The sequence below is a fragment of the Streptomyces sp. NPDC002845 genome, assembly GCF_053591955.1.
On sequence record NZ_JBSFUU010000024.1, the window covers coordinates 87,809 to 114,078 of the forward strand.

The window sequence follows — 26,270 nt, forward strand, 5'->3', positions numbered from 1 at the left end:
CGACCTCCGCCTCAGGCGGCGGTGGTCATTTCGGGAGCCGAATTACTCGGCACCGCCCTGCTCGTCCTGCTTGGCGCGAAGGGCGTCCACGGTGCGGACGAGCTTCGACGGCAGCGCCTGGAAGACAGAGGCAGCCTGGGACTGCTTGCCCTTCATGGCACCGGCCAGCTTGGAGAGCAGCACCTCGCGGGACTCGAGGTCCGCAAGCTTCTTGATCTCGTCGGCGGACAGCGTCTTGCCATCAAGGACACCGCCCTTGATGACGAGGTTCGGGTTGTCCTTGGCGAAGTCACGAAGACCCTTCGCCGCCTCGACCGGGTCACCGGTCACGAAGGCGACGGCCGACGAACCCGCGAACAGGTCGTCCAGCGTCGTGATCCCGGCCTCGTTGGCCGCAATCTTGGTCAGCGTGTTCTTCACCACACGGTACTGAGCGTTCTCACCGAGCGAACGACGCAGCTGCTTGAGCTGCGCAACGGTGAGACCGGTGTACGCGGTCACGACAGCGGCGTTGGAGTTGCGGAACTTGTCCCGCATCTCCTCGACGGCTGCGACCTTGTCAGGCCTCGCCATGAGCCTCGGCCTCCTTCCGGGTGATGAGGACCGCTCAGAAGGGGCTGGGAAAACGAAACGCCCCGGCGCAGGCGCACGGGGCGTAGCTCGACCGGACGAATTCCGTACGGATACAGGACCGGACCGGGAGCGACTTCCACTCACACCTACGCGGGTCGTCCGCAGTTTCAGCGGATCCTTCGGCCACCGCACCCTCTCCCGAGCGCACGGCAACGACCAGCGGTCTTTGGCTTCTCGGCAAGAGTACGGGAACGAATCGCCGTCGAGCAAATCCGGTGTCCCGCCCCAAGGCCCCTGAGGGGCCTGAGGCCCCTCAGGCCCCTCAAGCCCCCCAAGTCCCTCAGGTCCCCAGGAGGTCCTTGAAGTCCACGGTGTCGTCCGCGGGTGGCGCCTCGGCGGTGACCTCGGCGCCGTAGTCGCCGTAGTACGCCGTCTGAGACATCGTGCCGTTGGCCGTCTCGCCGTTCTCGGTCTTCTTGACGAGCAGGTTCTCGTCGTTGATCCAGATGTCGATGGTCTCGGTGGTGATGCCGGCCTGCTCCAGCTGGTCCCGGAGACCGTGCAGTCGGCCCTCGCCGAGATCCGCGACCTCGACCGTGCCCGAGTAGTGCACGGCCCTCTCCCCGCGCACGGTCTCCTCGCCGACCCTCCGTACGTCATCGGACGCCAGCAGAAGCCTGACCGGAGGGATGGGAGCGGTGTTGCGGAGCTGGTTGCTCAGGCTCGTCCCCGTGTCGCCCGGCAGGTCGGCCAGGTCGTCGTGGTCGTACCTGATCCAGTGCTTGCCGCCGATCTGCCGCGCGAAGTCGTCGCCGACCTTGGCGTAGTAGGCCTCGGGCAGCAGCCGGGCGTCCATGGTGGTGCTGCCCAGCTCACGCATGGTCCCGGCGAGCCGGCCGCCGGTGGAGGTGATGCGGAGCGTGCCCGTCGAGCCGTCGGACCAGGTGAGGGCGCCCTCGGTCTTCGTGGCGAGCATGTCGCCCATGACCGTCGTCGTGGTGATCCGTGCGGAACCGGCCCGCTGGGTGGCCTCCTCGGCCGCGCGCAGGGCGGCCGCCGTACGGGCGTCCGGGCTGCTCCTGGACGCCGTGGGCCCGGGGCCGGGGTCACCGGAGGAGCACGCGCCCGCCGTGGCCAGTACGGCCGCCACCAGGATCGGGAGGATGCCGCGCCCGGCACCGGTGTCCCTCATCCGTACCCCCCTCGTGTCCCGCGATCTTCACGTTAACCCCACCGCGGAGCAAAGGGCACGGATATCTCCGGAACGCCTCCAGCCCCAGAACGCCGGTGGTCCCGGAAACGAGGACGGGCCCCGTACCTCGGAAGGTACGGGGCCCGTCACCGACTGAGGTGAGCCGTGAGGGCTCAGACCGCGGCCGGGTCCTCCTCGACGAGGAGGTTGCGGGTGCGGTTGGGGTCGACCGGAATGCCGGGGCCCATCGTGGTGGTGATGGCGGCCTTCTTGATGTAGCGCCCCTTGGCGGCGGACGGCTTCAGACGGAGGATCTCGTCCAGGGCCGCACCGTAGTTCTCCACCAGCTTGCTGTCGTCGAACGACGCCTTGCCGATGATGAAGTGCAGGTTCGAGTGCTTGTCGACGCGGAACTCGATCTTGCCGCCCTTGATCTCGGTCACGGCCTTGGTGACGTCCGGAGTCACGGTGCCGGTCTTGGGGTTCGGCATGAGACCACGGGGACCGAGCACGCGGCCGAGGCGGCCGACCTTGCCCATGAGGTCCGGGGTGGCGACGACGGCGTCGAAGTCCAGACGGCCCTTCGACACCTCGTCGATGAGCTCGTCGGCGCCGACGATGTCGGCGCCCGCGGCACGAGCGGCCTCGGCACGGTCACCGGTCGCGAAGACCAGGACCCGGGCGGTCTTACCGGTGCCGTGCGGGAGGTTCACGGTGCCACGGACCATCTGGTCGGCCTTGCGCGGGTCGACACCCAGACGGAAGGCGACCTCGACGGTGCCGTCGAACTTGCTCGTGGAGGTCTCCTTGGCGAGACGGACGGCCTCGAGCGGGGCGTACAGCTTCTCCCGGTCGATCTTGGCGTCCGCAGCGCGGAGAGCCTTGCTGCGCTTGCTCACAACTGCTCCTGTGTGTTCGTTGAGGAGTCGTGGTACGGGCCGAGCAGGCCCTGCCACGGGGTTCTACAAGGGAAGTGCTCAGCCCTCGACCGTGATGCCCATGGAGCGGGCGGTGCCGGCGATGATCTTCGACGCGGCGTCCAGGTCGTTGGCGTTGAGGTCGGGCATCTTGGTGGTGGCGATCTCGCGGACCTGCGCCTCGGTGATCTTGGCGACCTTGGTCTTGTGCGGCTCGCCGGAGCCCTTCTCCACGCCCGCGGCCTTGAGGATCATCTTGGCGGCCGGCGGGGTCTTGGTGATGAAGGTGAAGGAGCGGTCCTCGTAGACCGTGATCTCCACCGGGATGACCCAGCCGCGCTGCGACTCGGTCGCGGCGTTGTAGGCCTTGCAGAACTCCATGATGTTGACGCCGTGCTGGCCCAGCGCGGGGCCGACCGGCGGGGCCGGGTTGGCGGCACCGGCCTGGATCTGGAGCTTGATAAGCCCCGTGACCTTCTTCTTCTTGGGAGGCATTCCGGGTCCTCTGCCTTGTCTTGTCTGTCTTGCCTTGTCATGTTGCCGCGAAGGCAACCGCACCACGATAACGGCCAATGCGGTGCAGCCTGAAACCGAGCAGGTCAGGCGGGCTTCGGGAGCCTGCCTGACCTGGACGGAAGTATGAGAACGATCAGTTCTTCTGGATCTGGTCGAAGCTCAGCTCGACCGGCGTCTCGCGGCCGAAGATCTCGACGAGACCCTTGACCTTCTTCGAGTCGGGGTTGATCTCGTTGATGGTGGCCTGGAGCGTGGCGAACGGGCCGTCGGTGACGGTGACCGAGTCGCCGACCTCGAAGTCCAGCACCTGGACCTCGACCTTGCGGGCCGGAGCGGGCTTGCCCTCGGCCTCGGCGGCCTCGCGGGCGGCCTTCTCCTCGGCCTCCGGGGCGAGCATCTTGACGATCTCGTCCAGGGTCAGCGGGTACGGGTCGTAGGCGTTGCCCACGAAGCCGGTGACGCCGGGCGTGTTGCGGACGACACCCCAGGACTCGTTCGTCAGGTCCATGCGCACCAGCACATAGCCGGGGAGCTTGTTCTGGCGGACGGTCTTGCGCTCGCCGTTCTTGATCTGCGCGACCTCTTCCTGCGGCACCTCGGCCTGGAAGATGAAGTCCTCGACGTTCAGCGAGACGGCACGCTGTTCGAGGTTGGTCTTCACGCGGTTCTCGTAACCGGCGTACGTGTGGATGACGTACCACTCGCCGGGCAGGGTCCGCAGTTCCTCGCGCAGGGCGGCGACGGGGTCGACGGGCTCGGCCCCTTCTTCCTCGGCCTCTTCCGCGTCGGTCTCCTCGGCCTCGGCCTCCGCGGCCTCGGCGTCTTCCTCGGTGGCCTCGTCCTCGGCGTCGGCAGCCTCAACCTCGGCGAGGTCCTTGGTGTCCTCGGTGTCCGTGCCCTCGACGGCGGCGAGCTCGTCCTCGACGGACTCGACCGACTCGGAGGCGTCGTTCAGGTTCGGGTCAGACACGGTGGCTGCTTCTTCCTGGTTACAGAGGGGTGGAACACGCGAAATGGGCGCCGGGTACGGCGCCCTTCGCGTTCGGCTCAGCCGAAGACGTACTTGGCTGCCTTGTCGAGACCGAAGTCAATCAGAGTCACCAGGCCGATCATGACGACGACGAAGATGATCACCACGGTGGTGTATCTCGTCAGCTGGGTCCGGGTCGGCCAGACGACCTTGCGGAGTTCCGCGACGATCTGGCGATAGAAGAGCGCCAGGCGCTTGAACGGGCCCTTCTTGGCCCGCTTGCCGCCCTTGCGGGTCTTCTTCTGGGACTCCGGCGCCTCATCCTGGGCATCAGGCATGTCGATGGAGCCCACGGCGTCCGTCACTCGTCCTCACCTGATTCCGGGTCGTGGCCGTGCCGCGCCCGGTCTGAGCCGCACGGCGGTGCAATGCAATAGCTGTACGTACATGCGCACACATCCTGGCTAAGGAGTGTGTAGCAGGGCCGGAGGGACTTGAACCCCCAACCGCTGGTTTTGGAGACCAGTGCTCTACCAATTGAGCTACGACCCTTTGTGGTTCCCCCAACGTACCGCATCCGCCCGGGTGCTCGGTGTGCACCGGGTGGGCGCGGCCCGTAAGAGGCCAACGAGGTGAGAGTGTACGTGTTCCACGGCCGGTCGTCGAACAGAAAGTGTCCCTACGGGCTTTCCACGTCGAAGATCGACGGATGTACGGCCGCCGCACGGCAGGATTTCGGGCCGCTGCTCAGCGGGTGCGCGGCGGGGCTCGGGCATCTGTTCACCCCGTTGCCCAGTCTGTGAAACCCGCGTGCCGCCGACGTTTCGGGTCTGAAACCATGGGCCCCATGAGCGCTGCCAACCCTCCCTCCGAGCGCCGGGTCTCCGCCCGAGTCGGCGCGATCTCCGAGTCCGCCACCCTCGCCGTGGACGCCAAGGCCAAGGCACTGAAGGCCGCCGGGCGCCCGGTGATCGGCTTCGGCGCCGGTGAGCCCGACTTCCCGACCCCGGACTACATCGTCGAGGCCGCGATCGAGGCCTGCAAGAACCCGAAGTACCACCGCTACACGCCGGCGGGCGGCCTGCCCGAGCTGAAGGCCGCGATCGCCACGAAGACCCTGCGTGACTCCGGCTACGAGCCCGACGTCTCCCAGATCCTGGTCACCAACGGCGGCAAGCAGGCCATCTACGAGGCCTTCGCCGCGATCCTCGACCCGGGCGACGAGGTCATCGTCCCGGCGCCCTACTGGACGACGTACCCGGAGTCGATCCGTCTCGCCGGCGGTGTCCCGGTCGAGGTCGTCGCGGACGAGACGACCGGCTACCGGGTCTCGGTGGAGCAGCTTGAGGCCGCCCGTACGGAGAAGACCAAGGTCGTCCTCTTCGTCTCCCCCTCGAACCCGACCGGCGCGGTCTACACCGAGGCCGAGACCGAGGCCATCGGCCGCTGGGCCGTCGAGCACGGCCTGTGGGTGCTGACCGACGAGATCTACGAACATCTGGTCTACGGCGACGCGGCCTCCGTGTCGCTGCCCGCGCTCCTGCCCGAGCTACGCGACAAGTGCATCGTGGTCAACGGTGTCGCGAAGACGTACGCGATGACCGGCTGGCGCGTGGGCTGGATCATCGGCCCGAAGGACGTCGTCAAGGCCGCGACGAACCTCCAGTCGCATGCCACGTCGAACGTCTCGAACGTGGCGCAGGTCGCGGCCCTGTCCGCGGTCTCCGGCGACCTGGACGCGGTGGCGAAGATGCGCGAGGCCTTCGACCGCCGCCGTAAGACGATCGTGCGGATGCTCAACGAGATCGACGGTGTGGTCTGCCCGGAGCCCGAGGGCGCGTTCTACGCGTACCCGTCGGTGAAGGGCCTGATCGGCAAGGAGATCCGCGGCAAGCGCCCGCAGAACTCGGTCGAGCTGGCCGCGCTGATCCTGGACGAGGTCGAGGTCGCGGTCGTCCCGGGCGAGGCCTTCGGCACGCCGGGCTACCTGCGGCTGTCGTACGCCCTGGGGGACGAGGACCTCGTCGAGGGCGTGTCGCGCGTCCAGAAGCTGCTGGCGGAGGCCAGGGACTGACGTCCTCCGCAGGGGGTCACCCCATGAACGTTTCATATGAATGTTCATGGGGTGACCCCCTGTCGTTTGTGCGAGCAAGACCACGTTCGGGGAAAGCGCTACCGATGCGACCGGCGCGTACGGCAGGATCCTGGGATGGAGCACGTACGTGATGTCTCTGGGCTGCCCAAGGCCCATCTGCACCTGCACTTCACCGGGTCGATGCGGCCCGGCACCGTCCTCGAACTCGCCGACAAGCACGGCGTACGGCTGCCCGACGTGCTGACCGAGTCGCTGACCAGCGGTGAGCCGCCGAAGCTGCGGGCGACGGACGAGCGGGGGTGGTTCCGGTTCCAGCGGCTGTACGACTCGGCGCGGTCGTGCGTCAGAGAGCCGGAGGACATCCAGCGGCTGGTGCGCGAGGCGGCCGAGGAGGATCTGAAGGACGGTTCCGGCTGGCTGGAGATCCAGGTCGACCCGACGTCGTACGCGCCTCGCCTGGGCGGGCTGATCCCGGCCCTGGAGATCATCCTGGACGCGGTGGAGACGACCTCGCGCGAGACCGGGCTCGGGATGCGGGTCCTGGTCGCCGCGAACCGCATGAAACACCCGCTGGACGCCCGCACGCTGGCCCGGCTGGCGGTGCGGTACGCGGACCGGGGCGTGGTCGGTTTCGGGCTCTCCAACGACGAGCGGCGGGGCATGGCGCGGGACTTCGACCGGGCCTTCCACATCGCGCGGGAGGGCGGTCTGCTGTCGGCGCCGCACGGGGGTGAGCTGACCGGTCCGTCGTCGGTGCGGGACTGCCTGGACGACCTGCACGCCTCGCGGATCGGCCACGGGGTGCGGGCGGCGGAGGACCCGCGGCTGCTGAGGCAGCTCGCGGACCGGGGGATCACCTGCGAGGTGTGCCCGGCGTCCAACGTCGCTCTGGGGGTCTACGAGAAGCCCGAGGACGTGCCTCTGAGGACGTTGTACGAGGCCGGGGTCCCGATGGCGCTCGGCGCGGACGACCCGCTCCTGTTCGGCTCACGGCTGGGCGCCCAGTACGAGATCGCGCGCCGGCACCACGGCTTCACGGACGTGGAGCTTGCGGAGCTGGCACGGCAGTCGGTGCGGGCGTCGGCGGCGCCGGAGGACGTCAGGAAGAAGCTGCTGTCCGGGGTGGACGACTGGCTGGCCGCCCCGGTCGCCTGAAGTGGGCGTAGGGCGGGTAGGCCCGGAAGCAGATCAGGACCTCGGGGCTGCGCCACATGTCGTACCCCGGCTCCAGCCCGGAGACGCAGGTCATCAGGGCCGACCGGCCCTTGGCGACGCGTTTCTGGCGCGGTCCGAAGCCGGCCGCGTACGCGAGGGCCATGGCCGTCTCGGCGAAGACGTCCCGGCTGCCGGTCAGGAAGAACGTACGCGCGTGCGTGGTGTGCCGCAGCCAGTCGCGCAAGTCGGTGTCGTCGCGCCGTTTCCGCCAGGCGGCGGCGTCCCGCGCGGTGCGGGCCTCGTCGGTGCGGACCGTGAGGGGGGTGCCCGGCCCGAGCCGGCGGCGGAGGTCGGGCCACTTGGTGGGGCGCAGGCCGTACGAGTGGTGGACCAGGACGAGGTCCACGAGCTCGCCGCGGCCCTCGGCGGGCGGGAGGCCGTCCCGGAGCGGCACGTGCACGATGGTGTGCCGCGAGTAGGCGGCGAAGGAGAACAGCCCGGCGAGCCTGTTCAGCCCGTCGTGGTCGCCCGTGAGGACGCCGTACGGGTCCGGGTCACGCAGTGAGGTGTGGCGCAGCGGGGTGCGGGGCTGAACGACACGGTGCTCGTGGGGGCCGGTGCGGGGCCTGAACTCGCGGAGCCTCAGGCGCACTGGGGGAGCCCGGTGGGTGATCGGGTCGCGGGATGCGTCATGCGGTCAGGGTGACGGTCGGCCGGGGCTCTCGGCAACGGAAATTCCCTGCCGGCGATCCACCGGAGGTGGCCCGTCAGAGGCTCCGGAGGTTGCCCGTCAGAGGCTCACGCCCACCGTCACCGGCTCGTTGACCAGCGTGATCCCGAAGGCGTCCCGTACCCCGGCGACGACCTCGCGGGCGAGCGCGAGGAGGTCCTCGGTGGTGGCCGAGCCCCGGTTGGTGAGGGCCAGGGTGTGCTTGGTGGAGATGCGGGCGGGCCCGGTGCCGTACCCCTTGGGGTAGCCCGCCTTGTCGATCAGCCAGGCGGCGGAGGTCTTGGTGTACCCCTCCCCCGCCGAATACGCGGGCGGCACCGCACCGTCACCCAGACGCTCCCGCACGCGCGCGTGGAACGTGGCGAACTCCTCGTCCGTGAGGATCGGGTTGGTGAAGAACGACCCGGCCGACCAGGTGTCGTGGTCCTCGGGGTCGAGCACCATGCCCTTCCCGGCGCGCAGCTTCAGCACGGTCTCGCGGGCGTCGGCGAGGGGTACCCGGTCGCCCGGTTCGACGCCGAGCGCGCGGGCGGTCTCGGCGTACTTGACGGGCCCCGACAGCCCCTGCGCGTCCTCCAGCTCGAATCGGACGCGCAGCACGACGAAGCGCTCGGGGTCGGCCTTGAAGCGGCTGTGGCGGTACGAGAAGGCGCACTCGGTGTTCGGGACGGTGACCGTCTCGCGGGTCCGCCGGTCGTAGGCGACCACCTCGGTGATGGTGGAGGAGACCTCCTGGCCGTAGGCGCCCACGTTCTGGATCGGTGTCGCGCCTGCGGAACCGGGGATTCCGGCGAGGCACTCGATGCCCGCGAGCCCGGCCTCGACGATGCGGGCGACCGCGTCGGTCCACACCTCGCCGGCGGCCAGCTCCAGTCGCGTACCGTCGAGCGCGAAGCCCTTCGTGGCGATGACGAGCACGGTCCCCGCGAAGCCCTTGTCGCCGATGACCAGGTTCGATCCGCCGCCGATGAGCAGCAGGGGCGTGCCGCTGTCGTCGGCTTCGCGGACGGCGGCGATCACCTCGTCGTCGGTGGTCGCGGTGATCAGCCGGGCCGCCGGGCCGCCGAGCCGGAAGGTGGTCAGCGGGGCGATCGGGGCGTCGTGGAGTTCCAGCACGTGCACAAGGGTACGAGAACGGCGCCGCCGGTCCGGGCGGGGCCGCTCACGGTCGTACGGCGCCGAGTTGCAGTGGCCTGGGACGGCGGCCGTAAGGGGCGCCCGCAATGGCGAACGCCCCTTACCGACACCTGACAACCGCCATCAGGCCAGCCGCACAACCGCCCGGGACATCCCCAGCACCTTCTGCCCGGCGCTCATGGCGGTGAGGTCGACGCGGACGGTGTTGTCGTCGAGCTTGGCGGCGATCTTGCCGCTGACCTCGATGGTCGCGCCCTGGTCGTCGTTGGGGACGACGACGGGCCTGGTGAAGCGGACGCCGTACTCGACGACCGCGCCGGGGTCGCCCGCCCAGTCGGTGACCACGCGGATCGCCTCGGCCATGGTGAACATGCCGTGGGCGATCACGTCCGGCAGCCCGACCTCCTTGGCGAACTTCTCGTTCCAGTGGATCGGGTTGAAGTCCCCTGAGGCGCCCGCGTACTGGACGAGGGTGGCGCGGGTCACGCCGAAGGTCTGGGCCGGCAGTTCGGTGCCGACCTCGACGTCGTCGTACGAGATCTTCGCGGTCATCCGCCTCACGCCTCCTCGTCCTCGGAGTCCGCCGCGCGGGCCACGAGCTTGGTCCAGGCGGTGACGACGTGCTCGCCCGCCTCGTCGTGCACCTCACCGCGGATGTCGATGATGTCGTTGCCGGACATGGACTTGATCTTCTCGATGGTCGAGGTGACCGTGAGCCGGTCGCCGGCGCGCACCGGGCGCGTATAGGCGAACTTCTGGTCGCCGTGCACCACGCGGCTGTAGTCGAGGCCCAGCTGGGGGTCCTGGACGACCTGTCCCGCGGCCTTGAAGGTGATCGCGAAGACGAAGGTCGGCGGGGCGATCACCTCGGCATGCCCGAGCGCCTTGGCGGCCTCCGGGTCCGTGTACGCCGGGTTGGGGTCCCCCACGGCCTCCGCGAACTCACGGATCTTCTCCCGGCCGACCTCGTACGGGTCGGTGGGCGGGTAGGACCGCCCCACGAAGGACTGGTCGAGCGCCATGGGCTCGGTACCTCCTGGTGTCTGCTGTGGTTGAGCGATGAACGACGGCTCGCGAGCGTTCACCGAGTGGCCGAAACGACGCGAGGCCGCCCCCCGCAGTAGGGGACGGCCTCGTCGTACGAGCCTGTTTTATCGCGTCTCGCGGTGCGCGGTGTGCGCGTTGCAACGCGGGCAGTGCTTCTTCATCTCAAGACGGTCCGGGTTGTTACGCCGGTTCTTCTTGGTGATGTAGTTCCGCTCCTTGCACTCCACGCAGGCCAGCGTGATCTTCGGGCGGACGTCGGTGGCAGCCACGTGAGTGCTCCTTGACGAACGGATGGGACGTTTAACGCAGGAAAGAGTAGCCGATCGAAGGACCGACCCCGCAATCGGCTACTGTCAGTAGCGGTGACCGGACTTGAACCGGTGACACAGCGATTATGAGCCGCTTGCTCTACCGACTGAGCTACACCGCTGTGATGCGATCGGGCCCCGCCTCGCGGCGGGAACCTCTCACACCAGAGCCCCAATACGGAATCGAACCGTAGACCTTCTCCTTACCATGGAGACGCTCTGCCGACTGAGCTATTGGGGCGAGCGATGAAGACATTACACGTCCCACCGCCGATCGCCCAAATCCGTTTCGCGGCACCCGCCCGGCTCTGTACACGCGGACTTCATCCGCCCCTCGCGCCCCATGTTTCCCAACAGCACCGGCCCGGCGGCCGCAGGCAGACGATGGCGAAACACCACTGAACACCGCTGAACACGGCGGAGACCGCAGGGCTGCGGCGGTGGACCCCATCAGTACGACTATTGCGCTCCTCCCCGAAGCCGACCGGTCGCCACCCTAGGCTCGACTCACTCTGCGTGATCTTGCCTCCCAAGCCGTCCAGTTCACAGGAGCGCGATGCCCGACAGCCAGCCGCAGCCGCCCCACTCCTCGTCGGGGTCATCGGGGTCGTCGGGGTCCTCGCCGGAGCAGACCGAGGGCGCCTCCCTGCTGCTGTGCGGGGCGCGGCTCACCGACGGCCGGACCGTGGACGTACGGCTCGGCGAAGGCCGCATCGAGGCGGTCGGCACGGCCGGCAGCCTGGCGTCGGGCGCGGCCGCCGGCCCGGGCGCGCGCACCGCGCGCGTGGACCTGAGCGGCTATCTGCTCCTGCCGGCCCCCGTCGAGCCGCACGCCCACGTCGACACGGCACTCTCCGCCGCCGACGACGGGCCGGCCTCGTACGACCCCCAGGACGTCCAGCGGCGGGCCACCGAGGCGGCTCTGCTGCAGCTCGGGCACGGGGCGACGGCGCTGCGCTCGCACGTCCACGTCGGCGACGTACAGGGCCTGGGCGCGCTGTCGGCGGTGCTCCAGGCGCGGCGGTCGCTGCGCGGGCTGGCCGAGTTGACGACGGTGGCGATGCCGCGCGTGCTGACCGGGCTCGCCGGGGCGGACGGCCTCGCGATGCTGCGGGACGCGGTGAAGATGGGCGCCTCCGTGGTGGGCGGCCGTCCGGACGTGGACCCCGATCCCACGGGGTACGTCGAGGCGGTCCTCGACATCGCCTCCGAGCACGGCTGCCCGGTCGACCTGCACACGGACGGCTCCGACCCCACCCGGCTGGCCCGGCTCGCGGCGATGGCGGGCGGGCTGCGCCCCGGCGTGGCCCTCGGCCCGTGCGGCGGCCTGGGGCGGCTGCCGGCCGAGGTCGCCTCCCGCGCGGCGGACCAGCTCGCGGCGGCCGGGGTGACAGTCGTCTGCCTGCCGCAGGGCGGCTGCGGGGGCGTCGACCGGCCCGGCACGGCTCCCGTACGGCTGCTGCGGGCCGCCGGGGTGCGGATCGCGGCGGGCAGCGGGGCACTGCGGGACGTGGCGAACCCCGTGGGCCGGGGCGACCCGCTGGAGGCGGCGTACCTGCTGGCCTCGCGCGGCGGGCTGCGCGCCGAGGACGCGTACGGCACCGTGAGCTCGGCCGCGCGGGCCGCGCTCGGGCTTCCCGAGGTGCGCGTCGAGGCGGGCTTCCCGGCCGAGCTTCTCGCCGTACGCGGCGACCGCCTCGCGGGGGCGCTCTCGCTGGCGTACAGCCGGATCGTGGTGCACCGGGGGCGCGTGGTGGCGCGGACGAGCGCGGTACGGGAGTACTGCAACTCGGCGGCGGCCACGGGGCTGGATCTGCCTCGGCAGGGGCGGGGGGAGCCGTCGTAGGACGGACGGTATTCGTCGGGCGGTTGTTCGCTGGGCGGGTTGTTCGTTGGGCGTTCCTGGAGGCGTGCCCCACACATGCCCCACGCGCGCGTGGGTGCGTTTTCGTGCCCCACACGCGCGTGGGGCAGTGGGGCATGTGTGGCGCGGGTTGGCGCGTTGTCCGTGGGGCGGACTCGTCCGGCCGGGCGTACGGTCTGAAACATGCGCATTGTCATTGCTGGAGGTCATGGTCAGATCGCGCTGCGGCTGGAGCGGTTGCTCGCCGCGCGCGGGGACGAGGTCGCGGGGATCATCCGCAGCGCCGAGCAGGGCGACGATCTGCGGGCGGCCGGTGCCGAACCGGTGGTGTGCGACCTGGAGTCGGCCTCGGTGGAGGAGGTCGACGCTCATCTGCGGGGCGCGGACGCGGCCGTCTTCGCGGCGGGTGCGGGCCCGGGCAGCGGGGTGGCCCGCAAGGACACGGTGGACCGTGGCGCGGCGGTTCTCTTCGCGGACGCGGCGGAGCGGGCCGGGGTGCGCCGGTATGTGGTGGTGTCGTCGATGGGCGCGGACCCGGAGCACTCCGGCGACGAGGTCTTCGACGCGTATCTGCGGGCCAAGGGCGCGGCCGACGCGTATGTACGGAGCCGTCCGTCCCTGGACTGGACGATCCTGCGCCCCGGGATGCTGACGAACGACGCCGGCACCGGTCTCGTACGCCTGGAGGCCTCCACCGGCCGGGGCCCGGTCCCTCGCGACGACGTGGCCGCCGTCCTCGCGGAACTGCTGGACACCCCGGCCACGGCCGGTCTGACCCTGGAGCTGATCAGCGGTTCGGCGCCGGTGTCGGTGGCCGTGAAGGCGGTCGCGGGGAACTGACGGTCCACGACCGGCGTATCGCCGGTACGGCCGTCAGAACAGCGGGAGTTGCCCGGGGAACTCGGAAACGGCGTACCCGTCCAGCGCCGGTTGGGCCGCCCCGATCTCCGCCAGTCGGCGCGAACCCGGGCACGACACCAGTCCACCACTCGCCCCCGGCGGATCGTGCCGCGCGAACCGCCCGGCGACCACAGCGATCTCGCGACGGCACTCGGGACAGCTTCTGCGACGCGATGACATGGGGTCAGTGTGCCCGGTGCGTGAGGTGATGCACCGGGGGCGGGACGATGCGGCCGTTCGTAGCGCGCCCCTTCGCACCGCCTCTTCGCAGCACCGCCTCTTCGGTTCCGTTCGTATACGAAGGAGCCCCCTCCGGATCTGCTCTCGCAGTCCCGGAGGGGGCTCCTCAACGTGGCGGCGCCAGGATTCGAACCTGGGTAGGCTAAGCCGACGGATTTACAGTCCGCTCCCATTGGCCACTCGGGCACACCGCCTGGGGTTGCTGCCCTTCGAACCGATTTTCGGCGGTGCTCCGTGGCAACGACGTAAACGATACCTGATGCTCGGGGGTGCTTCGCCACCCGATTGATCAGCGCCGGGAGGGGCGGGGGTGGCTAGGCTTATGCGGATGCGGCCCGGGTCCCATGCCGGGCTTCGGTGACCGTCTTCGATTCGCACCCGACAGAACCCGATGCACCTCGATGCACCCCGATACAAGGAGCCACAGGACATGGCCGACTCCAGTTTCGACATCGTCTCGAAGGTCGAGCGGCAGGAGGTCGACAACGCCCTCAACCAGGCCGCCAAGGAGATCTCGCAGCGCTACGACTTCAAGGGCGTGGGTGCGTCGATCTCGTGGTCCGGCGAGAAGATCCTCATGGAGGCGAACTCCGAGGACCGGGTGAAGGCCATCCTCGACGTCTTCCAGTCCAAGCTGATCAAGCGCGGGATCTCCCTGAAGGCGCTGGACACGGGCGAGCCCCAGCTGTCCGGCAAGGAGTACAAGATCTTCGCGTCGATCCAGGAGGGCATCTCCCAGGAGAATGCCAAGAAGGTGACGAAGATCATCCGAGACGAGGGCCCGAAGGGCGTGAAGGCCCAGGTGCAGGGTGACGAGCTGCGCGTCAGCTCCAAGAGCCGCGACGACCTCCAGGCCGTCATCGCCCTCCTGAAGGGCAAGGACTTCGACTTCGCGGTGCAGTTCGTCAACTACCGGTGATCAGGGGCTGACGAGCACCCCGGACGTCATCAACTCCGTGAGGCCCACGAGGAAGGGCGGGCACCCGATGGCACCAACGGTGCCGGCAGACCGAGGTGCCCGCCCTTCCCGCCTGCTGGCTGCAGGGTCGGAAGTTCGGAAGAAGCTCGGAAGTACGACGTCAGCGTCGGGAGTGGCCGAAGAGGAGCCGGTAGGCGATCAGCAGCACGAGGGAGCCGCCGATGGCCGCCGCCCAGGTGGCGCCGTCGTAGAACTCCTTGCTGATGGGGTGGTCGAGCCAGCGGGCCGATATCCAGCCGCCGATGAAGGCGCCGGCGACGCCGATGAGGGTCGTGCCGATGAAGCCGCCAGGGTCGCGGCCCGGCAGCAGGAACTTGGCGATGGCTCCGGCCAACAGCCCCAGAATGATCCAGCTGATGATGCCCATACCGTGAACGTGCCTTTCCGTGCTGTGGCTGTGCTGTGCTCCCGCTCCGGCCAGGCTGTGCTCATCCGTGCCGTACAGGTGCGTGCCGCTCGTCTCGCTTGTCCCTGGTGGGACGGTTTGTTGGTGTCGTGTTGTCGTGAAGGACGTCTCCGCAGTCTCTGCCGGTTGCACTGATCAGTAAGGTTCGGCGCATGGCACCGTCCGGCGGGAACACCCAGCAACTGCGGCGCACGCTCGGCGTCGGGGACGCGGTCGTCATCGGTCTCGGGTCGATGGTCGGCGCGGGCATCTTCGCCGCCCTGGGGCCCGCGGCACGGGCGGCCGGGACCGGGCTGCTGCTCGGCCTCGGGGTCGCCGCCGTGGTCGCGTACTGCAACGCCATGTCCTCGGCACGGCTGGCCGCCGTCCACCCCGCGTCGGGCGGCACGTACGTGTACGGGCGCGAGCGGCTCGGGGACTTCTGGGGGTATCTGGCCGGCTGGTCGTTCGTCGTGGGCAAGACGGCCTCGTGCGCGGCGATGGCACTCACCGTGGGCGCGTATGTCTGGCCGGACCAGGCGCACGCCGTGGCCGTCGCCGCGGTGGTGGCGCTGACCGCGGTGAACTACGGCGGCGTCCAGAAGTCGTCCTGGCTGACGCGGGCGATCGTGGCTGTGGTGCTGGCGGTCCTCGCTTCCGTGGTGGTCGTGTCTCTGGGGTCCGGCGAGTCCGACCCCGGGCGGCTGGACATCGGGCTCTCCGACGGCGCGGGCGGCGTGCTGCAGGCGGCCGGTCTGCTGTTCTTCGCGTTCGCCGGGTACGCGCGGATCGCGACCCTCGGCGAGGAGGTACGGGATCCGGCGCGCACCATCCCGCGCGCGATCCCGCTCGCGCTGGGCATCGCGCTGGTCGTGTACGCGGCTGTGGCCGTCGCTGTCCTTTCCGTGCTGGGGTCGGGTGGGCTCGGGGACGCCTCGGCTCCGCTGGCCGACGCGGTGCGTGCGGCCGGTGTGCCGGGGCTCGTTCCCGTGGTGCGGGTGGGCGCCGCCGTGGCCGCGCTCGGGTCGCTGCTGGCGCTCATCCTGGGCGTCTCGCGGACGACCCTCGCCATGGCCCGGGACCGGCATCTGCCCGGTGCCCTGGCCGCTGTGCACCCTCGGTTCCAGGTACCGCACCGGGCAGAACTGGCTGTGGGCACCGTGGTCGCCGTCCTGGCCGCCACCGCCGATGTGCGGGGCGCGATCGGTTTCTCCTCCTTCGGTGTACTCGCGTACTACGCCATCGCCAACGCCTCGGCCTGGACGCTGAGTTCGGCTCCCGCTTCCCGGGTCGTGCCCGTGGTCGGGCTCGTCGGGTGCGTGACCCTGGCCTTCGCGCTGCCGGGGGTGTCGGTGGCCGTGGGCGCGGCCGTCCTGAGCGTGGGGGCGGTCGCGTACGGCGTACGGCACTGGTGGGGTTCGCGGGGGCGGGCGAGCGGAGCCTGAGCGAGCGGACGGAGCCTGAGCGAGCGGGCTCAGGAGGTCGGCACGACCGCCGTACGTATGCGGAACTCGGCCCAAGGCGCCAGGTCCGTCCCGTCGTTGGGCTCGGCGTACCAACCCGTACCGTCGATCCAGGCACGCAGCCACTCGGCGAGGCTGGGCGCGTCCACGTACCAGGCGTGGTCGGCGTCGTCGGCGTTCGGCTCGAACAGCAGGACCGTGCCCTCGGGGCTGTGGCAGTCCACGCACGCGTACATCGCGCAGCCCCAGTGGGATATCGGCAGGACGCCCTCGGGCCAGGGCCAGTCGGGGTCCTTGCGGCCGCTCTCGCGGTTGGCGAGGTACTGCGGGACGGCGGCGGGCTCGTCGGCGGGCGGGCTGTCGAGCAGGGGCAACAGACCGTACTCCGGGCCGAATCCACCATCACCTATACGCAGATAGAGCGCGGCGAGCAGCCGCGGCAGGGCGAAGCCCAGGGCAGACTCGGCGCGGGCGAGCGTGTCCGCGGCCACGGGCGCGGGAAGTGAAGGCCAGCCCCACGGGCGGGTGGTGCGGGCCTCTGCCTCCACCCTGTCCAGCAACTGCTCGATCTCGGTCATGGATTCATGATGCAGGCCACCACTGACAATCGGGCGGGCTGTGGATAAGTGAGCGGGCGCTCAGGCGAGGTGGACGTCGATGCGATTCCCGTCGAGGAAGGCGAGGAGTTCCTCGAACGTCAGGGGACGGTAGCCGGCATGAGGGGTGACGCCGAGGCACATGCGTGCGACCTCCGCGTCGTGCCAGACGAGGGTGAAGGGCCACGCCGCACCCCATCGGCCGGAGAGGCAGTCGTCGAGGGCCGGGTAGTTCCTGCCGAAGTATCCGCCGGGCCCGTTCACCGCTTCACCGATCGCGCAGAAGAAGCCAGGTTCGTCGGTGATGTGGCGGCCGTCGAGGTGGTACGTGGCTCCGGCGGGCGCGTCCGGTTGTCCGTACTCGTGGTTGGCCAGGGCTGTGCCGAGCCAGAAGTCACGGCCGTCCGGACCGCACGCGGCCCAGCGGTTGGGCTCGGGCGGGCGTCCGCTCCCCCACAACTCCCAGACCTCCTCGGCCGCGGTGGGCGGTCGCTCCGACCAGGGTTCAAGAGTGAGGTCGACCAGACCGCGGCCGCGCGCCGACGGAATCCACGCGGTCAGCTCGCCCTCGACCGCCGACTGGACCACCCTGCCGCGGGCGTCGATCCGCAGCAGCTTGGCGTGCCCGAGGTCCTCCTCCCCCGCGTCCAGCGCGGACCGCAGGGCTCCTCGCGGGGTACAGCCGAGCAGTCGCAGCGGGGGCTCGACCGGTTCGGGGTGTTCCTCACGGACGTACGCCAAGTCCCTGCAGGTGCCCAGCCGTTCGTCTGCCGCCCCGAGCAGTCGGTAGCCGGGCGACAGGGGTGGGCACTGCGGATAGTCGTACGCGTTGTCGTCGGGCGCGGCTCCTTCGACCGTGATGTCCAGCAGGGAGAGATCACGTGCGCACGGGCGGTCGCCGAGGACGCGTACCTCCTCCAGGCACCACTCCCCGACCTGCTCCCCCTTCTTGTCGAGGATGCCCAGGACGAGAGGGCCGAGCGGTGCCGAGCCCTCGGTACGCGCGCGCGAGAGGGCCGTTTTCAACTCGCCCTCGGGGGCGCAGCCCAGGAGTTCGTACGTGCCGCGCGCGGGCGGGCGTGGATCGGCGAAGAGGTCCTGGGCGTCCGCGCACAGGGCCCATGTCTCCTCGTTGCCGTCCTCCCCGTCGTACTCGGCTTCCGCGTCGTACGACAGTAGGACGTACTTCGGCCGCTCCACGCGTGTGTGCCCCTCCCCCTCGCCGTGCTACCAGCGCTGCGTGAACGGCTGGTCCGTGGGCACGATTTCGCGTCCCAGGGGGAGCAGTGAGACCGGGATGAGCTTGAAGTTGGCGATACCGAACGGGATGCCGATGATCGTGACGCACAGCGCGATGCCCGTGGCGATGTGGGCCAGCGCGAGCCACCAGCCCGCCAGGATCAGCCACAGGACATTGCCGAGACAGGAGGGCGCGCCCGCGTCCCGGCGCTCGACCGTCGTGTACCCGAAGGGCCACAGGGCGTAGACGCCGATCCGGAACGCCGCTAGGCCGAATGGGATACCGATGATCGTGATGCAGAGCAGCACACCCGCGAGCAGGTAGCCGAGAAACAGCCAGAATCCGCTCAGGACGAGCCAGATGACGTTCAGGATTGTCTTCACTGGTGGCTACCTGCCATGTTCTCGAGACGGGCGATGCGCTCCGCCATGGGGGGATGTGTGGAGAACATCTTGGAGAGTCCCTGGCCCGGACGGAAGGGGTTCGCGATCATCATGTGACTCGCGGTCTCGATGCGGGGCTCCGGGGGCAGCGGGAGCTGCTTGGTGCCCGCCTCGAGCTTGCGCAGGGCGCTGGCGAGGGCGAGGGGATCGCCGGTCAGCCGGGCGCCGGAGGCGTCCGCCTGGTACTCCCTGGAGCGGCTGATCGCGAGTTGGATGAGCGTCGCGGCCAGCGGGCCCAGGATCATGATCAGCAGCATGCCGAGCAGGCCGGGACCGTCGTCGTCATCGGATCGGCCGATCGGGATCAGCCAGGCGAAGTTCACCATGAACATGATCACGGAGGCGAGGGCTCCGGCGACCGACGAGATCAGGATGTCGCGGTTGTAGACGTGGCTGAGCTCGTGGCCGATGACGCCGCGCAGTTCGCGCTCGTCGAGGATCCGGAGGATCCCGTCGGTGCAGCACACCGCCGCGTTGCGCGGATTGCGGCCCGTCGCGAAGGCGTTGGGCGCCTCCGTCGGGGAGATGTACAGGCGCGGCATGGGCTGGCGGGCCTGGGTGGAGAGCTCCCGGACCATGCGGTACAGAGTCGGGGCCTCGAACTCGCTCACCGGACGGGCGCGCATCGCGCGTAGAGCCAGCTTGTCGCTGTTCCAGTACGCGTACGCGTTGGTGCCGATCGCGATGAACACAGCGACGACGAGGCCCATACGCCCGAAGAGGCTGCCGATGACGATGATGAGTGCGGACAGCCCCCCGAGGAGTACGGCGGTCCTGAGCCCGTTGTGCCGGCGGTGCACGGTACGCCCTCCAAGTGGTGCGGCAGGGGAACCCTTTGCTTGCGATGCTGTTGACTCCACTTCTCAGTGGACCCTCCCGAACTGGTCAACGCCAGGCGGGAGGCACTAGTTCCCTTGTGCACGCGTGACGGCGCCCGTGAGCCGTCCGGGTGACACCTGTGGGGCCCCAGGGCACACGCGCGTGGGATCCGGTTGGCCCACACGCGCGTGCGGTATGCCGTACGAGGCTCAGAAGAGGCCGGTGTCCGCGAAACGCAGGACCAGCTGGGGTGCCCCGGAGAGGGCGATGGCGACGACGCCGGTCAGGGCCATGGTGGCGGTCAGGGGTGCCGGGACGAGGTGCCGCTCGGCTGCGCCCTCGGGGGCACGGAACAGCAGGGCCGTCCACTGAAGGTAGTAGAAGAGCGCGATCACGACATTGACGGCCATCACCACGGCGAGCCAGCCGAGGCCCGCGTCGACGGCCGCAGAGAAGACAGTGACCTTGGCGAAGAGGCCGATGATGCCCGGCGGCAGCCCGGCGAGGCAGAGCAGGAAGAAGGCCAGGAGCAGCGCGGTCAGGGGGCTCGCCGCGTACAGGCCGCGGTAGTCGCTGACGCGGTTCAGGGCCTTCGTACGGCCGACAAGGGCGGCCACGGCGAAGGCGCCGAGGTTCACGACCGCGTACATCAGGGCGTAGGCGACGGTGGAGCCGATGGCCTTCCCGGCGTCGTCGGAGTACGCGGCTGCGGCGATCGGCACCAGCAGGTAGCCGGCCTGGCCGACAGAGGACCAGGCGAGCAGCCGTACCGCGCTGTACGCGCGCGTGGCCTGCTGGCGGAGGGCACCGACGTTGCCGACGGTCATGGTGAGAGCGGCCAGCACGGCGAGAGCCGGGCCCCAGACGTCGGCGTACGACGGGAAGGCGACGACGGTGACGAGGATCAGCCCGGAGAAGCCGACCGCCTTACCGACGACCGACAGGTAGGCGGCCACCGGCAGGGGCGCTCCTACGTAGGTGTCGGGCACCCAGAAGTGGAAGGGCACAGCGGCCGTCTTGAAGGCGAAGCCGATGAGGGTGAGGACGACGCCGGCCTGGGCGAGCGTGTGGAGCTGGCCGTCGACGTTCTGGATCCGGTCGGCGATCTCGGTGAGGTACAGGGTGCCCGTGGAGGCGTACACGAAGCTGATGCCCATCAGGCTCACGGCGGTGGCCGTCACCGACGACAGGAAGAACTTCAGGGCCGCTTCGGAGGAGCGCCTGTCGCCGTGCTTGATGCCGACGAGGGCGAAGGCGGGCAGGGAGGCGACCTCCAGGGCGACGACGAGGGTCGCGAGATCGCGGGAGGCGGGCAGGAGGGCGGCGCCCGCGGCGGAGGAGAGCAGCAGGAACCAGAACTCCCCTTCGGGGAGTTCCCTGGCCGCGTCCTTCAGGGCCGTCATCGACAGCAGGGCGGCGAGGAGGGCGCCACCGAGGACCAGGAACTGGATGACGAGCGTGAACCGGTCCGCCGTGTAGCTGCAGACCCCCGCGTCGCCTGTCAGGCAGAACGTGGAGCCGTCGCCGTCCAGGAGGGGCAGCAGCGCGAGCGTGGCGGCGGTGAGGCCCGCCACCGACACCCAGCCGAGCAGCGCCTTCCTGGTGTCGCCCACGAAGAGGTCGGCGACGAGCACGGCGAGTCCGACGACCGCCGCGATGGTGGGCGGCGCGATCACGAGCCAGTCGACGGACTGGACCACGGACTGGGCCAGGGAGCTCATCGGATGCCTCCTGCGAAGAGCTGCTGCACGGCCGGGTCGGTCAGGCCGAGGAGGGCCGCGGGCCAGAGGCCGGCGAGGACGGTGAGGACGACGAGCGGGGTCCAGGCGGCGAACTCGTACGACTGGACGTCGGCCAGCTTCGGCCCTTCCTGCGGGACCACGCCCATGCAGACCCGGCGGACCACGATCAGCATGTACGCGGCGGTGAGCAGCGTGCCGAACGCGGCGATCGCCATAAAGGTGAGGAAGGCCGGGCGGCTGAGGTCGTCGGCGGGGTCGAACGCGCCGAACAGCGCCAGCATCTCCCCCCAGAACCCGGCGAGGCCCGGCAGCCCGAGCGAGGCGACGGCGGCGAAGGCGAGCAGGCCGCCGAGGCGCGGGGCCTTGCCGTAGAGGGCGGCACCGGTCTCCTGCGCGAGGGTGTCCAGGTCGGTCGTGCCGGTGCGGTCCTTCAGCGCGCCGACCAGGAAGAAGAGGAGGCCGGTGATGAGGCCGTGGGCGATGTTGGCGAACAGCGCGCCGTTCACGCCGGTCGGGGTCATCGTCGCGATGCCGAGCAGCACGAAGCCCATGTGGCCGACGGAGGAGTAGGCGATGAGGCGCTTGAGGTCGCCCTTCGCACCCTGCTTGGCGAGGGCGAGGCAGGCCAGCGAACCGTAGATGATCCCGACGACGGCGAAGGCCGCGAGGTACGGGGCGAAGGTGCGGAAACCGTCGGGCGTGATCGGCAGCAGGATCCGCACGAACCCGTACGTGCCCATCTTCAGCAGGACGCCGGCCAGCAGGACCGAGCCGACGGTCGGTGCGGCGGTGTGGGCGTCCGGCAGCCAGCTGTGCAGCGGCCACATCGGCGTCTTGACCGCGAGCCCGATTCCAACTGCCAAAACGGCGGTGACCTGCACGGATGTGGTCAGCGACCGGCCGTTGTCAGTGGCGAGTGCCATCATGTCGAATGTGCCGGACTTGAGGCCGATGAGCAGCAGGCCCAGCAGCATGACGACGGAGCCGAGCAGCGTGTAGAGGATGAACTTCCAGGCGGCCCGGGTCCGTTGCTCACCGCCCCAGCGGGCGATGAGGAAGTACATCGGGATGAGGACCATCTCGAACGCGAGGAAGAACAGCAGAAGGTCGAGGACGGCGAAAGTGGCGAGGGTGCCGGACTCGAGGACGAGCAGCAGTGAGACGAAGGCCTTCGGGGTCGGGCCCGCGGGCATCTTGGAGTAGGAGTACAGCGCGCAGAGGAAGGTCAGCAGCGCGGTCAGGACCAGAAGGGGGAGGGAAATGCCGTCGACGCCGAGGTGGATGCGCACGTCGAGTGCGGGGATCCAGCTGATGTCCGTGCTGGCCTGCATCGTCGACGGCTGGTCGTGGTCGAAGCCGAGCGCGAGGACGATCGCGGCGATGAGTACCGCGCCGGTCACGGTCACGCCGTGGCGCAGCACGGCCTGCTCGGGCGACTTCCCCTTCAGTCCGGGCGGGGCAGGCAGGAGAGCGGCGGCGGCGCCGAGGAGCGGGCCGACGACGAGGAACGCGAGAAGGAACTGCATCACGGACTCGTTGATATCGATCACGCCTGCTCACGCTCCCGTGGCGACGACGAGGACGGCGACCACCAGGACGACGGTGCCGGCGAGCAGCGCGCTCACATAGGTCTGCACATTGCCGGTCTGGGCACGCCGTACGACGTCGCCCAGCAAGCGGGGTAGGGCGCCCGCACCGCGTACGTAGGTGTCGACGACCTCGCGGTCGAGGAACCGGACGAGACTCGCTCCGGCCTGGACCGGGCGGACGAAGAGGGCCGCGTACACGGCGTCGAGGTGGAAGCCGACGGCCGCGTGGCGGTGCAGCGGGCCGAGCAGGAGACGGCCCGGGTCCGCCGGGTCGGGCGCCGAGGCCACGTCGCCGTAGGCGGGGGCGTGGCTGGCAATGGCCTCGGCCTCGACGAGGGCGGCGTCGCCCTCGGGGTGGGCCGCGACCGCTCCCAGCGGTACGCGGGCCGCGAGCGCGGTGGTGTGCTGCCAGGCGCCGTAGGTCACGAGTCCGCCGACCAGGGCGAGGCCCGTGCCGAGGACGGACGTGGTGAGGGTCGGGGTCAGGTCGTTGCCGTCGAACCAGTCGGGCAGCAGGCCGTAGGTGATGCCGAGGGCGAGTGACGGCACCGCGAGGACCCACAGCACGGCGTTCATCGCGAGCGGTTGCCTGCCGTGGTCGGGGGCCTCCACGCCCCGGCCGCGGAAGGCGAGCAGCCACAGGCGGGTCGCGTACGCGGCGGTGAGGAGAGCGGTGACCAGGCCGGAGACGAGGACGATCCAGCCCGCGGCGCCGGGGGCGTGTTCGGTCTGGCCGGTGGCGACGTGCTCGGCGGCGACGAGGACAGCCTCTTTGGAGAAGAAGCCAGCGAAGGGCGGGATCGCGGCGAGGGCGAGCAGCGCCACGGTCATCGTCCAGTAGGCGTCGGGGACGCGGGCGCGCAGGTTGGTCATGCGGGACATGGCGGCCAGCGAGTTGGTGCCGGCGGCGTGGATGATCACGCCGGCCGCGAGGAACAGCAGCGCCTTGAAGGCTCCGTGCGTGAGGAGGTGGAAGACGGCGGCTCCGCGGTCGCCGACGGCGAGGGCGCCGGCCATGTAGCCGAGCTGGCCGGTCGTCGAGTAGGCGAGGACGCGCTTGATGTCGTCCTGGGCGAGCGCGGCGAGGGCCGAGCCGGCCATCGTGACCGCGGCCATGACGGCGAGGACGACCAGGGCGGTCGAGGAGGCGGCGAAGACCGGGAGGAGCCGGGCGATGAAGTAGACACCGGCGGCGACCATCGTCGCGGCGTGGATCAGCGCGGAGACGGGCGTGGGGCCCGCCATCGCGTCGGGGAGCCAGGTGTGCAGCGGGAACTGTGCCGACTTGCCCGCCACACCGGCGAGGAGCAGCAGGGCGATCAGCGTCGGGTGGTCGAGTCCGTCGCTCGCGACGTCACCGAGGATCGTCGTGATGCGGAAGGACCCGGCGTCGGCGGCGAGCGCGAACAGACCGATCAGGAAGGGGACATCACCGAGCTTGGTGACCAGGAATGCCTTCAGGGAGGCGGCGCGGGCCTCCGGGGTCTCCCAGTAGTGGCCGACCAGGAAGTACGAGCAGATGCCCATGATCTCCCAGCCGACCAGGAGCACCATCAGGTCGCCGGAGTAGACGACGAGGAGCATCGCGGAGGTGAAGAGGGAGACGAGAGCGGCGTACGAAGGGTAGCGCGGGTCGTCGCGCAGGTAACCCGTCGAGTAGATCTGCACGCTGGTCGCGACCAGGCCGACCAGGACGGCGACGAGGGCGGCGAAGCCGTCGATGTGCAGGGCGAGTTCGATGGGTACCGAGCCGGTGGGCGTGAGCTCGGTGGCGGCGTCGACGGCCTGGTCGCCGCCCTGGCGTACGGCGACCAGCACGGCGAGGGCGAAGGCCGTGAGGGTCGGCAGGACGGCGAGGGGGCGGACGAAGCCGGGGGCCGTGCGGCCCAGGAGCAGGCCGGCCGCGGCGCCCAGGAACGGAAGGAGGGGGACGAGGACAGCGAGGGTGGTCGTGGTCACGCGGTGGCCTCAGCCTTCTCGGCCGCGCGGGCTTCGCTGTCGGGGCTGTCGGTTTCGGGGCCCTCGGCGGTGTCGCGGAGCTTGTCGATGTCCGCGGTGCCGCGGTTGCGGTGGACGGCGAGGACGATCGCCAGGCCGATGCCGATCTCGGCGGCGGCGATGGCGATGGTGAACAGGGTCAGGGCCTGGCCGGAGTGCAGGGTTTCCTCGGCGGCCTGGCTGAGCCAGACGTCGAAGGCGACGAGGTTCAGGTTGACGGCGTTGAGCATCAGCTCGACGGACATCAGGACCAGGATCGCGTTGCGGCGGGCGAGGACGCCGTAGAGGCCCGTGCAGAAGAGGAGGGCGGACAGCACGGCGGGATAGGCGAGGTGCATCAGCGGGTCCCTTCCTCGTCTGCCTTGCCGTCCGCCTTGCCGCTCCGGGCGCTCTCGGCGCTCCGGGTGGCCGGGACGGTGGATGCGGGCGCCGGGGTCGTGTTCGTCTTCGCCGCCTTGCGGGAGAGGACGATCGCGCCGACCAGGGCGGCGAGGAGGAGGACGGAGAGTGCCTCGAAGGGGAGGACCCAGTTCTGGAAGAGGGCCCTGCCGGTGACCGCCGTGGTTCCGGCGGCGGGGCCGTCGAGGTCGATCCAGGTCGCGCGGAAGGCGTCGACGACAACCCAGATCAGGGCGGCGGCCGAGGCGACCGCCACGGTGAGGGCGGCCCAGCGGTTGCCGGAGTCGGCGTCCGGGGAGCGGCCGATGGGGGCCTTGGTGAGCATCAGACCGAAGAGGAGGAGAACGACGACGGAACCGACGTAGATGAGGACCTGCACCCAGGCGATGAACTCGGCCGTGAGCAGGAGGTATTCGACGGCGAGGCCGCCGAGGGTCACCACCAGCCACAGGGCGGCGTGCACCAGCTGCCGGGTGGTGACGGTGACGATCGCGGCGCCGAAGGTGACCAGGCCGACGAGGAGGAAGGCGATCTCGACGCCGGTCGGTGAGAGAAAGCCGTGGGTTGCGGCGGCGGCCTCGGTCGTCGTGGCGCGGGCCGCCGTGGCCGTGACATGCGACGCCGCCGTGACGGCGACTGCGGCGAGGCTCACGACTCTCCCTCCTGCGACTTGGGGCCGGGACCGGGTTCGGGTTCGGGCCGCGGCTGCGGTTGGGGGGCGGGCCCGGAGTCACGGCCCGCCTGCGGCGTGCGGGCGGGACCGGACCCGGGCTCGCCCTCCGGCTTCCGGGCCGGACCACGCTCGGGCTCCGCCTGCGCCTTCGGGGCCGGACCCCGCTCGGCCTCCGCCTGCGGTTCGAGGTCGCGCTCCGGCCCCACCTGCGCCCCACGGGCGGGACCCGACCCGGGCTCACCCTGCGGCTTCCGGACCTCGGGCCCGGGCCTGGCCACAGCCCCCCGCTTGGCCTCGGAC

At 70.3% G+C, this 26,270-nt stretch carries 28 protein-coding genes and 4 tRNA genes; 6 read left to right on the forward strand and 26 right to left on the reverse strand.

Features of this window, described 5'->3' with window-relative positions:
* Positions 1–42: 42 nt before the first annotated feature.
* From rplJ to ACWD3C_RS19445, 7 genes are all read right to left on the reverse strand, one after another.
* Entirely contained in the window at positions 43–573 is a 531-nt protein-coding gene (gene rplJ / locus ACWD3C_RS19415; protein ID WP_451145418.1) for a 50S ribosomal protein L10, read from the reverse strand.
* A gap of 340 nt (positions 574–913) precedes the next feature.
* Positions 914–1,765: a hypothetical protein gene (locus ACWD3C_RS19420; protein ID WP_451145420.1), complete on the reverse strand. Its 852-nt coding sequence runs from the start codon at positions 1,763–1,765 to the stop codon at positions 914–916.
* A gap of 173 nt (positions 1,766–1,938) precedes the next feature.
* Positions 1,939–2,664 (reverse strand): 50S ribosomal protein L1, encoded by a 726-nt coding sequence (rplA, locus tag ACWD3C_RS19425; RefSeq protein WP_451145422.1) that lies wholly within the window; start codon positions 2,662–2,664, stop codon positions 1,939–1,941.
* 78 nt (positions 2,665–2,742) lie between these two features.
* Positions 2,743–3,177 (reverse strand): 50S ribosomal protein L11, encoded by a 435-nt coding sequence (rplK, locus tag ACWD3C_RS19430; RefSeq protein ID WP_016645192.1) that lies wholly within the window; start codon positions 3,175–3,177, stop codon positions 2,743–2,745.
* Between the two features lie 154 nt (positions 3,178–3,331).
* A complete protein-coding gene (gene nusG / locus ACWD3C_RS19435) occupies positions 3,332–4,168 on the reverse strand; it encodes a transcription termination/antitermination protein NusG (RefSeq protein WP_451145424.1) in 837 nt (278 codons plus the stop codon).
* A gap of 77 nt (positions 4,169–4,245) precedes the next feature.
* Entirely contained in the window at positions 4,246–4,533 is a 288-nt protein-coding gene (secE, locus tag ACWD3C_RS19440) for a preprotein translocase subunit SecE (RefSeq protein ID WP_451145426.1), read from the reverse strand.
* 114 nt (positions 4,534–4,647) lie between these two features.
* A tRNA-Trp gene (locus ACWD3C_RS19445) sits at positions 4,648–4,720 on the reverse strand.
* A 295-nt stretch (positions 4,721–5,015) separates the two neighbouring features.
* On the opposite strand from ACWD3C_RS19445, the gene ACWD3C_RS19450 reads away from it, so the two are divergent.
* Together ACWD3C_RS19450 and ACWD3C_RS19455 are read left to right on the forward strand one after the other, a co-directional pair.
* Positions 5,016–6,242, forward strand: coding sequence for a pyridoxal phosphate-dependent aminotransferase (locus tag ACWD3C_RS19450; RefSeq protein WP_451145428.1), 1,227 nt, complete (start codon positions 5,016–5,018; stop codon positions 6,240–6,242).
* A 135-nt stretch (positions 6,243–6,377) separates the two neighbouring features.
* Positions 6,378–7,418 (forward strand): adenosine deaminase, encoded by a 1,041-nt coding sequence (locus ACWD3C_RS19455; RefSeq protein ID WP_451145430.1) that lies wholly within the window; start codon positions 6,378–6,380, stop codon positions 7,416–7,418.
* Here the strand turns inward: ACWD3C_RS19455 and ACWD3C_RS19460 are convergent.
* The 7 genes from ACWD3C_RS19460 to ACWD3C_RS19490 form a co-directional block, all read right to left on the reverse strand.
* Positions 7,363–8,070, reverse strand: coding sequence for a hypothetical protein (locus ACWD3C_RS19460; RefSeq protein ID WP_451145432.1), 708 nt, complete (start codon positions 8,068–8,070; stop codon positions 7,363–7,365). The genes ACWD3C_RS19455 and ACWD3C_RS19460 overlap by 56 nt on opposite strands.
* A 138-nt stretch (positions 8,071–8,208) precedes the next feature.
* On the reverse strand, positions 8,209–9,264 hold the full coding sequence (locus ACWD3C_RS19465; protein WP_451145434.1) for a UDP-N-acetylmuramate dehydrogenase: 1,056 nt from the start codon (positions 9,262–9,264) through the stop codon (positions 8,209–8,211).
* A 144-nt stretch (positions 9,265–9,408) separates the two neighbouring features.
* Positions 9,409–9,837, reverse strand: coding sequence for a MaoC family dehydratase (locus tag ACWD3C_RS19470; protein WP_451145436.1), 429 nt, complete (start codon positions 9,835–9,837; stop codon positions 9,409–9,411).
* Between the two features lie 5 nt (positions 9,838–9,842).
* Positions 9,843–10,307, reverse strand: a complete 465-nt coding sequence (locus tag ACWD3C_RS19475) for an FAS1-like dehydratase domain-containing protein (RefSeq protein ID WP_451145438.1) — start codon at positions 10,305–10,307, stop codon at positions 9,843–9,845.
* Positions 10,308–10,436: 129 nt separating this feature from the next.
* Positions 10,437–10,601: a 50S ribosomal protein L33 gene (gene rpmG / locus ACWD3C_RS19480; RefSeq protein WP_003948671.1), complete on the reverse strand. Its 165-nt coding sequence runs from the start codon at positions 10,599–10,601 to the stop codon at positions 10,437–10,439.
* Between the two features lie 88 nt (positions 10,602–10,689).
* Positions 10,690–10,762 (reverse strand) — tRNA-Met (locus tag ACWD3C_RS19485).
* A 46-nt stretch (positions 10,763–10,808) separates the two neighbouring features.
* Positions 10,809–10,881 (reverse strand) — tRNA-Thr (locus ACWD3C_RS19490).
* 315 nt (positions 10,882–11,196) lie between these two features.
* On the opposite strand from ACWD3C_RS19490, the gene ACWD3C_RS19495 reads away from it, so the two are divergent.
* Both ACWD3C_RS19495 and ACWD3C_RS19500 read left to right on the forward strand, forming a co-directional pair.
* Positions 11,197–12,486, forward strand: a complete 1,290-nt coding sequence (locus tag ACWD3C_RS19495) for an amidohydrolase family protein (RefSeq protein WP_451145440.1) — start codon at positions 11,197–11,199, stop codon at positions 12,484–12,486.
* A gap of 201 nt (positions 12,487–12,687) precedes the next feature.
* Positions 12,688–13,344 (forward strand): SDR family oxidoreductase, encoded by a 657-nt coding sequence (locus tag ACWD3C_RS19500; RefSeq protein WP_451145442.1) that lies wholly within the window; start codon positions 12,688–12,690, stop codon positions 13,342–13,344.
* 33 nt (positions 13,345–13,377) lie between these two features.
* Here ACWD3C_RS19500 and ACWD3C_RS19505 read toward each other — a convergent pair whose 3' ends face one another.
* Both ACWD3C_RS19505 and ACWD3C_RS19510 read right to left on the reverse strand, forming a co-directional pair.
* On the reverse strand, positions 13,378–13,584 hold the full coding sequence (locus tag ACWD3C_RS19505) for a hypothetical protein (protein ID WP_451145444.1): 207 nt from the start codon (positions 13,582–13,584) through the stop codon (positions 13,378–13,380).
* Between the two features lie 172 nt (positions 13,585–13,756).
* Positions 13,757–13,838, reverse strand: a tRNA-Tyr gene (locus tag ACWD3C_RS19510).
* A gap of 236 nt (positions 13,839–14,074) precedes the next feature.
* Here ACWD3C_RS19510 and ACWD3C_RS19515 point away from each other — a divergent pair.
* Complete coding sequence (locus ACWD3C_RS19515; protein ID WP_451145446.1) at positions 14,075–14,563, forward strand: YajQ family cyclic di-GMP-binding protein; 489 nt, start codon at positions 14,075–14,077, stop codon at positions 14,561–14,563.
* A 160-nt stretch (positions 14,564–14,723) separates the two neighbouring features.
* On the opposite strand, the gene ACWD3C_RS19520 is transcribed toward ACWD3C_RS19515, so the two are convergent.
* Positions 14,724–14,990 carry a GlsB/YeaQ/YmgE family stress response membrane protein gene (locus ACWD3C_RS19520; RefSeq protein WP_451145448.1) on the reverse strand — a complete coding sequence of 89 codons (267 nt, stop codon included), beginning with the start codon at positions 14,988–14,990 and terminating at the stop codon, positions 14,724–14,726.
* A 191-nt stretch (positions 14,991–15,181) separates the two neighbouring features.
* On the opposite strand from ACWD3C_RS19520, the gene ACWD3C_RS19525 reads away from it, so the two are divergent.
* Entirely contained in the window at positions 15,182–16,453 is a 1,272-nt protein-coding gene (locus ACWD3C_RS19525; RefSeq protein ID WP_451145450.1) for an APC family permease, read from the forward strand.
* A 29-nt stretch (positions 16,454–16,482) separates the two neighbouring features.
* Here ACWD3C_RS19525 and ACWD3C_RS19530 read toward each other — a convergent pair whose 3' ends face one another.
* The 9 genes from ACWD3C_RS19530 to ACWD3C_RS19570 all read right to left on the reverse strand — a co-directional run bounded on the left by ACWD3C_RS19530 (position 16,483) and on the right by ACWD3C_RS19570 (position 25,949).
* Positions 16,483–17,049 (reverse strand): SMI1/KNR4 family protein, encoded by a 567-nt coding sequence (locus ACWD3C_RS19530; RefSeq protein ID WP_451145452.1) that lies wholly within the window; start codon positions 17,047–17,049, stop codon positions 16,483–16,485.
* Between the two features lie 60 nt (positions 17,050–17,109).
* Entirely contained in the window at positions 17,110–18,267 is a 1,158-nt protein-coding gene (locus ACWD3C_RS19535; RefSeq protein WP_451145454.1) for a barstar family protein, read from the reverse strand.
* Between the two features lie 27 nt (positions 18,268–18,294).
* The gene (locus tag ACWD3C_RS19540) at positions 18,295–18,690 is read right to left on the reverse strand and encodes a YccF domain-containing protein (RefSeq protein WP_451145456.1); all 396 of its coding nucleotides are present in this window, start codon (positions 18,688–18,690) and stop codon (positions 18,295–18,297) included.
* Positions 18,687–19,550, reverse strand: coding sequence for a zinc metalloprotease HtpX (htpX, locus tag ACWD3C_RS19545; protein ID WP_451145458.1), 864 nt, complete (start codon positions 19,548–19,550; stop codon positions 18,687–18,689). The genes ACWD3C_RS19540 and htpX overlap by 4 nt, the downstream gene beginning before the upstream one ends.
* 228 nt (positions 19,551–19,778) lie before the next feature.
* Complete coding sequence (locus tag ACWD3C_RS19550) at positions 19,779–21,290, reverse strand: NADH-quinone oxidoreductase subunit N (protein WP_451145460.1); 1,512 nt, start codon at positions 21,288–21,290, stop codon at positions 19,779–19,781.
* Positions 21,287–22,861, reverse strand: a complete 1,575-nt coding sequence (locus ACWD3C_RS19555; RefSeq protein WP_451145462.1) for a complex I subunit 4 family protein — start codon at positions 22,859–22,861, stop codon at positions 21,287–21,289. The genes ACWD3C_RS19550 and ACWD3C_RS19555 overlap by 4 nt, the downstream gene beginning before the upstream one ends.
* A gap of 6 nt (positions 22,862–22,867) precedes the next feature.
* Positions 22,868–24,859, reverse strand: a complete 1,992-nt coding sequence (locus ACWD3C_RS19560) for an NADH-quinone oxidoreductase subunit 5 family protein (protein WP_451145464.1) — start codon at positions 24,857–24,859, stop codon at positions 22,868–22,870.
* Positions 24,856–25,236: an NADH-quinone oxidoreductase subunit NuoK gene (nuoK, locus tag ACWD3C_RS19565; protein WP_451145466.1), complete on the reverse strand. Its 381-nt coding sequence runs from the start codon at positions 25,234–25,236 to the stop codon at positions 24,856–24,858. Before nuoK ends, ACWD3C_RS19560 begins: the two co-directional genes overlap by 4 nt.
* Positions 25,236–25,949, reverse strand: a complete 714-nt coding sequence (locus ACWD3C_RS19570; RefSeq protein ID WP_451145468.1) for an NADH-quinone oxidoreductase subunit J family protein — start codon at positions 25,947–25,949, stop codon at positions 25,236–25,238. The genes nuoK and ACWD3C_RS19570 overlap by 1 nt, the downstream gene beginning before the upstream one ends.
* Between the last annotated feature and the right edge of the window lie 321 nt (positions 25,950–26,270).